The following is an 8889-nucleotide window of genomic DNA, read 5'->3' as shown; positions in this document are numbered from 1 at the left end:
GCCTACGAGATGAATGCGGCGCTCGGCACCCAGACCGACAGCCCGCAGGAGGTAGCCGAAGCGGCCATCATCGCCCTGTGCAACGAGACCCGCCGCAGCTGGCTCGGCTGGCCGGAGAAGCTGTTCGTACGACTCAATGCCCTGCTGCCCGGAATCGTCGACAAGGCGCTGGCCAAACAGCTGCCCATCATTAAACTCTATGCCCGCCAACAACCGGGCATGGCCGAGAGCGGCGCGACGCTGCAGCCCGATCTCTCACGCCCCATCCCGACCAAAAAGGAACTTTGATATGAACGTTGCGCTAAAATCCGCCACCTCCTGCGTCATCGCCCTCCTGCTTGGCTCGACCTGCGCCCAGGCAGCCACAGACGCCCTCGCCCCTATTCAGCAACAGTGGGCCGTCTGCCAGTACCAGCAGAGCGGCAAAGCGAAAGAGAGCTGCCTCGAAACCCTGAGCACCCAGGCCGAAGCGGCCAGTGCCAAGGAGCCATTTCGCACCGACCTGCTCATCTGGTCGGCCATCGTCAAGAGCACCTGGGCTGGCGCCAAGGGCGGACTGGGGGCGCTGGGGCTGGTGAAAGAGGCCAAGGCCAAGCTGGAGCTGGCCATCAAACAGGATCCCAAGGCGCTGGATGGCTCCGCCTATACCAGCCTGGGCTCCCTCTACTATCAGGTGCCCGGCTGGCCGGTCGGCTTCGGCGATGACGAGAAGGCGGAGCAGCTGCTTAAGCAGGCGCTGGCCATCAACCCGACCGGCATCGACCCCAACTTCTTCTACGGCGACTTCCTGCTGGATCAGGGCCGCAAGGCTGAGGCCAAAACCTATCTCGACAAGGCGATGGCAGCTCCAGCGCGCCCGGGCCGGGAAGTGGCGGACGAGGGCCGCAAAATGGAGATCCGCGAGCGGCTCGCCAAGCTGTAAAGTGCTGCCGTATCAGAGATCTATTTAAACTCTGCCCACCAGCTTGCATACTGGTGGGCAGAGTCGTTTCAAGGGGAATAACAATGCGGATCCTGCTGGTTGAAGATGATGTGATGCTGGGTGATGGCATGCAGGATGCCTTGCGCCACAGCGGTTATACGGTGGACTGGTTGCAACAGGGGTTGCCCGCCCTGACGGCACTCAAGAGCGACGAGTTTGCCGCCCTCATTCTGGATCTAAACCTGCCCGATATCGACGGCCTCAGCCTGCTGCGCAAGCTGCGCCGCGAAGGGCACCAGCTGCCGGTGCTGATCCTCACCGCCCGCGATGCCCTCGACGATCGGGTCATCGGCCTTGATGCTGGCTCCGACGACTACATGGTCAAACCCTTCGCCCTGCAGGAGCTCAACGCCCGCCTGCGCGCGCTGGTGCGCCGCAGCAAGGGGCAGGTGCAAGCCGTGCTGGAGTACGGGGAGATCCTCATCTATCCCGAGGCGCAGCAGGTCACCTATCGGGGCGAACCGGTCAAGCTCACCCCCCACGAATACAAGCTGCTGCAAGAGCTCATCAGCCAGAGCGGCCGGGTGCTCAGCAAGGAGCAGCTGCAACAGAGCCTCTACGGCTGGGACGAGGGGGCCGAAAGCAACGCGGTGGAGGTGCATATCCACCATTTGCGCAAGAAGTTCTACAGCGACCTTATCCGCAATATTCGCGGTGTCGGTTACATCATTCCCCAGCTTGAGCAGGCCAGCCGGAGTGTCACCCGATGAAAAAACCGCGCTCCATCCGCCGCTTTCTGCTCACCGGCATTCTCACGCTGGTGGGGCTCAGCCTCACCATCAGCGCCGTCATCGGCTATCTGGAGGCGAGCCACGAGATGGAGGAGCTGTTCGATGCACGGCTGGCACAGTCTGCCCGCATCACCGACCAGCTGCTGGAGCGCTATCTTGCCCAGCAAGGCGCGCTGCCAGCCAATGGCACCATCTATCAGGATTGGGAGGTGCAAAACCCCGACGAGTGGACCAAGGATCCCAGCTTCAATCTGAGCGGCGAGGATCGGGAACTCACCCCCTATGGTCACGAGTTCGAACGCAATCTCTACTTCCAGCTGCTCAACGACAAGGGAGTCATGCTGCTGCGCTCCCCCAGTGCCCCGGATCAACCGCTGGTCGAGCTCACCCGCGGTTTCAGCACAGTGAAAAAGGATCACCATCAGTGGCGCACCTTCACTCTCTACAACGAGGATGGCCGCACCTGGCTGGTGGTGGCCGAGCGGGATGACGAGCGCAGTGAACTGGCCAGCAAGATGGCCGCCCTTACCATGCTGCCCTTGCTGCTGACCCTCCCCTTTCTGCTGGTGCTGCTCTGGTGGCTCATCACCCGAGGTCTGGCCCCCCTGCGCCTGCTGGCACAAGCGATTAGCGAGCGCCACCCTGCCAACCTGAGCCCGCTCAATCTCAAGATCGGCGCCCACGAACTGACTCCGCTCACCAACGAGATCAACCGCCTGATGCATGCGCTGGCCGAAACCATCGAGCGGGAGAAGCAGTTCACCAACGAGGCGGCGCACGAACTGCGCACCCCGCTAGCGGTGCTGCGGATCCACAGTGAAAATGCCCTGAGCGCCGAGGATGAGGAGAGCCGCCAGCAATCGATGCACAAGATGCTGCAGGCCCTCGATCGCAGCGACCGGCTGATCCGCCAACTGCTAACTCAGGCCCGCATCGACAACCAGCAAGGGGTGGTGCAGAGCGAGCTCAACCTGAGCCAGTTGCTGCAAACCTCGCTGGCAACGCTGGCCCCCATCGCCCTGAAAAAGGATCAACAGCTCTCGCTGGAAGGGGATGAGAATCTGATGGTAATGGGTCAGGGCACCCTGCTCGATCTGCTGTTCAGCAACCTCATCGACAACGCGTTGCGCTACACCCAGGCCGGGGGCGAGATCACCGTCGAGGTACGGCAGGAGGGGCACAGGGTCAGGGTCGATATCCGCGACAATGGCCCCGGTATTCCGACCGCTGCGCTGTCACGGCTGTGCGAGCGCTTCTTCCGGGTCAATCCCCAGCAGGGGGATGGCGTCGGCCTTGGCATGGCGATTGTCTCGCGCATCGCCCAGCTGCACGGCGCCGAGCTTGATGTCCACAACCGGCCGGAGGGGGGGCTGGAAGTGAGTGTGTTCCTCCCCTTACCTCCGGCAAGATAAGCGATAAGCAAACAGCCCGCGATGCGGGCTGTTTGCTATCAATGACAATTTGGCTGCACGGTAAAGGTTCGGCTGGCATCCACCGGGCCGAGATCCGCCAGCAGGCGGCGGCCAAGCAGCACCGGATAGATCATGTCGCTGCGATCCCGCAGGGTGAACCACTCCTCGTACACCTTGTCCCCCAGACAGATGGACATGGTGACGGTCGGCCGCTGCTCAATGCCACCGGCGCCGCGGATGGTCACGCTCTGCTCCACCGGGCGCTCGAACTGCTGCTTGACCCGCTCACCGCTGTCGGCATCGGTCACATCCAGCATGAAGCGCACCCAGGGTTTCCCATCCCGTTTGAAGTGGACGAGGGAGCGCGCATCAAGAGAGGAGGTTAGCGCACCGGTATCGAGCTTCATCTTCACCGCCACACCGATCGGCATGATGAGCCCCTTCTCGACCCAGCCATAGCTGGTCGGTGTTGCCGCCAGTGCGCTGCCACAGAGCCCCCACAGGATGGCGGCACTCAACAATCTTTTGCCCATCACGATCTCTCGCCTTGTCGATATTGCGCCCAGATCTATCACAGCCAACCCGGGGGTCAACCCGATTTGTTGTGACCAGCCGGAACCTGCCCGGACAACCGCAACGGCAGACGACAGTCGGTGGCAGCAACAATGCCGGTTGCATGGGGTTGAAAACAGAGAGAAAAGAGGTAAACGGGGGGCAAGATAAGGTGCTGGATGAAGCTTGTGGCCAACCTCAGGTTGTGACGCCAAAGGCTACCACAACAATGAGCGAATTATCAGTCTTGTTCTGAAGGGATTTTTGCCTACACTGTTGTAAACCGGAGGGCCTGAAAACCACCGGTTTTTTTGCGCCTGCCGAAAATTTGCCACTGCAAAAGTGACTTTCAACAAGGCTCAATAAGGAATTTGTAATGCGTATCGAAGAAGACTTGAAGCTCGGTTTCAAGGATGTCCTGTTCCGCCCCAAGCGCTCTACTCTCAAGAGCCGTTCCCAAGTAAGCCTGACCCGTCAGTTCACCTTCAAACACACTCAGACCCAATGGCAAGGCGTACCCGTTATCGCCGCCAACATGGATACCGTCGGCAGCTTTGCCATGGCGCGCACGCTGGCCGGTTTCGAGATGATGACCGCGGTACACAAGCACTACAGCCTTGAGCAGTGGCAAGCTTTCGTCAACGAGACCGATCCGGCGCTGCTGGGCCATGTGATGGTCTCCACCGGCACCTCGGCTGAAGATTTCGCCAAGACCCGCCAGATCCTCGCCATGTCCGAAGCACTGCGCTTCATCTGTGTCGACGTGGCCAACGGCTACTCCGAACACTTCGTCGAGTTCGTGCGCAAAATTCGTGAAGCCTGCCCCAGCCACGTCATCCTGGCGGGCAACGTGGTCACCGGCGAGATGGTCGAAGAGCTGATCCTCTCTGGCGCCGACATCGTCAAGGTTGGCATCGGCCCGGGCTCCGTCTGCACCACTCGCGTCAAAACCGGCGTCGGTTACCCGCAACTCTCCGCCATCATCGAGTGTGCCGATGCGGCCCACGGCCTCGGCGGCCAGATCGTCGGTGACGGCGGCTGCACCTGCCCGGGCGATGTCGCCAAAGCCTTCGGCGGCGGCGCCGACTTCGTGATGCTGGGCGGCATGCTGGCAGCCCACGAAGAGTGCGGTGGCGAGATCGTCGATGTAGACGGCGAACCCTTCATGAAGTTCTACGGCATGAGCTCCTCCAGCGCCATGGACAAGCACGCCGGTGGCGTCGCCGAATACCGCGCCTCCGAGGGTAAAACCGTGCTGCTGCCCTACCGCGGCCCGGTCGAGAACGCTGTGCGCGACATTCTGGGCGGCGTGCGCTCCACCTGTACCTACGTCGGTGCCAGCCAGCTGAAAGAGTTGACCAAGCGCACTACCTTCATCCGGGTGCGTGAGCAAGAGAACAACGTCTACGGCAAGGAGTAACCTGCCGCAGACCGCCGTCACGCGCTGACGGTTAGAAGCCAGTCAACCGGTGTGCTACCCTGCGCACCGGTTTTTTTGCATCTGGGATCCCGAGCCATGACAACTCCCCTGCCCCCGTTTGACTGGGATATCTTCTGTTGCGTCGTCGACAACTTCGGTGACATCGGCGTCACCTGGCGGCTCGCTCGCCAGCTGAAGCGGGAGGGGAAAATCCCCACCAACGGCAATGAGGTACAGGTGCGACTCTGGGTGGACGATCTGGCCAGCTTTGCCCGCATCTGCCCCGGGCTCGACCCGGCGCAGGATGGCCAGTGGGTCAATGGCATCTATATCCAGCACTGGCATGAGACCCTGCCGACTGACATGACCCCGGCCAGAGTGGTGATCGAGGCCTTTGCCTGCGAACTGCCCGCCCCCTTCATTGAACGAATGGCCGAACTGATGGCGAGCCAACCCAAGCCCCCCTGCTGGATCAATCTGGAGTACCTCTCGGCGGAGAGCTGGGTCGAGGATTGCCACGGCCTCGCCTCGCCACAGCGAGTTGGCAACCAGAGCCTCAACAAATACTTCTTCTTCCCGGGCTTTACGGCTAAAACCGGCGGCCTTTTGTGCGAGCACGACCTCATCACCGAACGGGAGCAGTGGCAGCAAGATGAAGCGGGACTGGCAGCCTACTGGACCAGCCTCGGTTTGCCGCCCAGACAAGAGAACGAGCTGCGGGTCAGCCTCTTTACCTACGAGAGCGATGCGCTGCAAAGCCTGGTCGAGAGCTGGTGCCAAAGCACCACGCCCGTCACCCTGCTGCTGCCGCTGGGGCGCTCGCTACAGGATGTGCTGCGCGGCGCGAGCCTTGAAGATGCCATCACCACCGCCAAGGCGGGGGATCTGCTCCACTCGGGCAACCTCACCATCAAGCTGCTGCCGATGACCGATCAGGCCGGTTACGATCGACTGCTGTGGAGCTGCGATCTCAATCTGGTGCGCGGAGAGGACTCCTTCGTGCGGGCCCAGTGGGCGGCTCGTCCTTTCCTCTGGCATATCTACCAACAGGAGGAGGAGGCCCATCTGGTCAAGCTGGAGCAGTTCCTCGACCACTATCTTGCTGATCTGCCTGCCGATTGCGCCGAATGGCTGCGCCGCTTCAATCTGGCTCTCAACCGTGGTGAAGATTGCCGCGAACTCTGGGCCCAATGGCCGCAATACAGCGCGATTTGGCAGCAACATGGGCGACTCTGGTCACAGAAGCTGCTTCGGGATGGGGATCTCGTCACGAGGTTGGTGAAATTTCTGGAAAGCCGTATATAATCTGGCAGTTTTTATCCGTCCGTTTCACGAACAGGAATTTTTTACATGAAAACCGCTCAGGAAATCCGCGCTGGTAACGTAGTCATGATCGGCACCGAGCCGATGGTGGTCCAGAAGGCTGAATTCAACAAATCCGGCCGTAACTCCGCCGTGGTCAAAATGAAGCTGAAAGGCCTGCTGAACGGCAGCGCCACCGAGACTGTCTTCAAGGCCGACGACAAGCTGGACGTTGTTCAGCTGGAGCGTAAAGAGTGCACCTACTCCTACTTCTCCGACCCCCTGTATGTCTTTATGGACACCGAGTACAACCAGTACGACGTAGAGAAAGACAACCTGGGTGACGTGCTGAACTACCTGGTAGACGGCATGGAAGATCTGTGTGAAGTGACTTTCTACAACGAGAAAGCCATCTCCGTAGAACTGCCGACCACCATCGTGCGCGAAGTTGAGTACACCGAGCCGGCTGCCCGTGGCGACACCTCCGGTAAAGTGACCAAGCCTGCCCGTCTGAAAGGCACTACCTACGAACTGGCTGTAGCCGCTTTCGTAGAGATCGGTGACAAGATCGAAATCGATACCCGCACCGGTGAATTCAAGCGTCGCGTCAACTAATTGACCACGTTGAATTGATTGCAAAAAAGCGAGCCTCCGGCTCGCTTTTTTATTGCCTGTTTGCAGCCATAACGCCGCCCCCCTTCAGAAAATCGCGCCGCCGCCGCTAACCCAGATAACCGGGGGAGCACACTATGGCCAGATTATCCTTATCACTGCTGTTATTGACCATGCTGGCTGGCCATGTCGCGCAGGCGAGCGACGTTGCGCCGCCCATCGCAGAGCCACTCCCCCTCGATCACTGGCAAGCGAGCGACTGGAAAGGGCAACCCGAAGCCACCCAGATCGACAAACAGACGGTGCTGTTTGCCAAGCACGATAGCGACAACTATGTGGGTCTCGCCATCCTGCTGCCCGACTGGCAGCGCAGCGGTCAGCTCTGGCAACTGACCCGAGCCCTCAGCCAGCTGGGCTTTGATACCCTGCTGCTGCTCCCCTCTCCCCAACAGACCGAGCTCGACCCTGCCGCCGAGAAGAGAGCCAAGGAGAGCGACGCCTTTCGCAAGCAACTGGCCGAGCGGATCAGCAAGCTGGCCGATGCCAAGCTGCAGGAGGGGGGCTTCAAGCTGATCCTGGCGCAAGGCACCGGCGCAGCCTGGACTGCCAACCTTATCGCCAGCGAACAGCTGCCCGCCCCCGATGCGCTGGTGCTGCTCGATGGCTTCTTCCCCGACCAGCAGAGCAACCAGATCCTCGCAAAAGAGATAGCGCAGGGCACAATCCCTACTCTGGATCTCTATCAGGAGGATGGCGGCCGCTGGCCGCTGCTGGCGGCCGAGGCACGTCAGGCCGAGAGCCGCCGCAGCCACAAGCTCAACTATCGCCCCTACGCCCTGATGGAACTGGGCGAAACCCCCACCCGCATTCAGGGGTGGCTCAACCATCTGGGTTGGCTCTGACCCGCGCCACAAAGCGCGCGCAACATCACATCTGCCGGAGAAAGCCCACCCGCCATGGCGCGGCATACTGGCTCTGATGGCGCCCTTTTTGGCATCATGACGGTTCAAACCCGAATATGGCAGGAAGGTACATGCAGCAGATTGTGTTTCTCGACAGCGATACCCTGGATGCGGGCATCACCCTGCATCATCCCGACTTTCCCCACCACTGGCAGAGTTATCCCTGCACTGCCCCGGAACAGGTGGTCGAACGGCTGAAAGATGCCAGCATCGCCATCATCAACAAGGTACGCATCGGCGCCGCCGAACTGGCCCAGTTGCCGGAGCTCAAACTCATCGCGCTCGCCGCCACCGGCAGCGACAACGTGGATCTGGAGGCGTGCCGCGCTGCCAACGTCGGGGTATGCAACATCCGCAACTACTCGGGCCCCTCGGTGCCGGAACACGCCATGGCACTGATGCTGGCCCTGTCGCGCAACCTCTTCTGCTGGCGCCAGTCGCTGCTGGAGGGGCGCTGGCAACAGAGCGGCCAGTTCTGCTTCTTCGATCACAACATCATGGATCTGCACGGCAAGCAGCTGGGCATCATCGGCAAGGGGACACTCGGTCAAGCGCTTGGCGAGCGGGCCAAAGGGATAGGGATGACGGTGCGTTACGCCCAGAGCCAGATCGGTGGCAGCCATGACGAGGATCGATTGCCCCTCGACGAGCTGCTGCAAAGCTCGGATGTGATCAGCCTGCACTGCCCGCTCACCCCCTACACCCGCAACCTGATTGGCGAGCGGGAGCTGGACCTGATGAAACCGGGCGCCCTGCTGATCAACGTCGGCCGCGGCGGTCTGGTGGATGAGGAGGCGCTGCTACAAGCGCTGGCCAACGGTCGCCTCGGCGGCGCCGGTTTCGATGTGGCAAGCGTCGAGCCACCGCCCCCCGACCATCCCTTGATGAAGGCGCTGCAGTACCCCCACTTCATCCT

General features: G+C 61.2%; 9 protein-coding genes and 1 pseudogene. 9 read left to right on the top strand and 1 reads right to left on the bottom strand.

Translation table 11 applies throughout. The features are described from left to right. From AACS24_RS01700 to AACS24_RS01685, 4 genes and pseudogenes are all read left to right on the top strand, one after another. Positions 1-288 (top strand): annotated as a pseudogene (locus AACS24_RS01700) (SDR family oxidoreductase); the annotation flags it as partial. A 1-nt stretch (position 289) separates the two neighbouring features. Next, complete coding sequence (locus AACS24_RS01695) at positions 290-922, top strand: tetratricopeptide repeat protein (protein ID WP_104014076.1); 633 nt, start codon at positions 290-292, stop codon at positions 920-922. An 83-nt stretch (positions 923-1005) separates the two neighbouring features. After that, the gene (locus tag AACS24_RS01690) at positions 1006-1692 is read left to right on the top strand and encodes a response regulator (protein WP_108572159.1); all 687 of its coding nucleotides are present in this window, start codon (positions 1006-1008) and stop codon (positions 1690-1692) included. Next, a complete protein-coding gene (locus tag AACS24_RS01685; RefSeq protein ID WP_108572158.1) occupies positions 1689-3125 on the top strand; it encodes an ATP-binding protein in 1437 nt (478 codons plus the stop codon). The genes AACS24_RS01690 and AACS24_RS01685 overlap by 4 nt, the downstream gene beginning before the upstream one ends. Positions 3126-3163: 38 nt before the next feature. On the opposite strand, the gene rloA3 is transcribed toward AACS24_RS01685, so the two are convergent. After that, positions 3164-3658, bottom strand: coding sequence for a retropepsin-like aspartic peptidase RloA3 (gene rloA3, locus AACS24_RS01680; protein WP_181364279.1), 495 nt, complete (start codon positions 3656-3658; stop codon positions 3164-3166). A 395-nt stretch (positions 3659-4053) separates the two neighbouring features. Here rloA3 and AACS24_RS01675 point away from each other — a divergent pair, with 395 nt between their 5' ends. The 5 genes from AACS24_RS01675 to AACS24_RS01655 form a co-directional block, all read left to right on the top strand. Then, positions 4054-5097, top strand: a complete 1044-nt coding sequence (locus AACS24_RS01675) for a GMP reductase (RefSeq protein ID WP_108572156.1) — start codon at positions 4054-4056, stop codon at positions 5095-5097. Positions 5098-5193: 96 nt separating this feature from the next. After that, positions 5194-6402 (top strand): elongation factor P maturation arginine rhamnosyltransferase EarP, encoded by a 1209-nt coding sequence (gene earP / locus AACS24_RS01670; protein WP_108572155.1) that lies wholly within the window; start codon positions 5194-5196, stop codon positions 6400-6402. Positions 6403-6447: 45 nt separating this feature from the next. Next, complete coding sequence (gene efp / locus AACS24_RS01665; protein WP_005335100.1) at positions 6448-7014, top strand: elongation factor P; 567 nt, start codon at positions 6448-6450, stop codon at positions 7012-7014. A 134-nt stretch (positions 7015-7148) separates the two neighbouring features. Beyond that, the gene (locus AACS24_RS01660; RefSeq protein WP_108572154.1) at positions 7149-7913 is read left to right on the top strand and encodes a DUF3530 family protein; all 765 of its coding nucleotides are present in this window, start codon (positions 7149-7151) and stop codon (positions 7911-7913) included. Between the two features lie 131 nt (positions 7914-8044). Further along, the coding region (locus AACS24_RS01655; RefSeq protein ID WP_108572153.1) for a D-2-hydroxyacid dehydrogenase at positions 8045-8889 on the top strand (845 nt) is incomplete at its 3' end.

Source organism: Aeromonas sp. HMWF016, from assembly GCF_963878195.1.
GTDB lineage: Bacteria > Pseudomonadota > Gammaproteobacteria > Enterobacterales > Aeromonadaceae > Aeromonas > Aeromonas lacus.
Note: the sequence above shows the minus strand (reverse complement) of the source record. Positions and strands in the feature narration are given on the sequence as shown.

Coding starts and splice junctions, on each gene's coding strand:
- AACS24_RS01695 (WP_104014076.1), top strand. CDS start 290: ATGAACGTTGCGCTAAAATCCGCCACCTCCTGCGTCATCGCCCTCCTG.
- AACS24_RS01690 (WP_108572159.1), top strand. CDS start 1,006: ATGCGGATCCTGCTGGTTGAAGATGATGTGATGCTGGGTGATGGCATG.
- AACS24_RS01685 (WP_108572158.1), top strand. CDS start 1,689: ATGAAAAAACCGCGCTCCATCCGCCGCTTTCTGCTCACCGGCATTCTC.
- rloA3 (WP_181364279.1), bottom strand. CDS start 3,658: ATGGGCAAAAGATTGTTGAGTGCCGCCATCCTGTGGGGGCTCTGTGGC.
- AACS24_RS01675 (WP_108572156.1), top strand. CDS start 4,054: ATGCGTATCGAAGAAGACTTGAAGCTCGGTTTCAAGGATGTCCTGTTC.
- earP (WP_108572155.1), top strand. CDS start 5,194: ATGACAACTCCCCTGCCCCCGTTTGACTGGGATATCTTCTGTTGCGTC.
- efp (WP_005335100.1), top strand. CDS start 6,448: ATGAAAACCGCTCAGGAAATCCGCGCTGGTAACGTAGTCATGATCGGC.
- AACS24_RS01660 (WP_108572154.1), top strand. CDS start 7,149: ATGGCCAGATTATCCTTATCACTGCTGTTATTGACCATGCTGGCTGGC.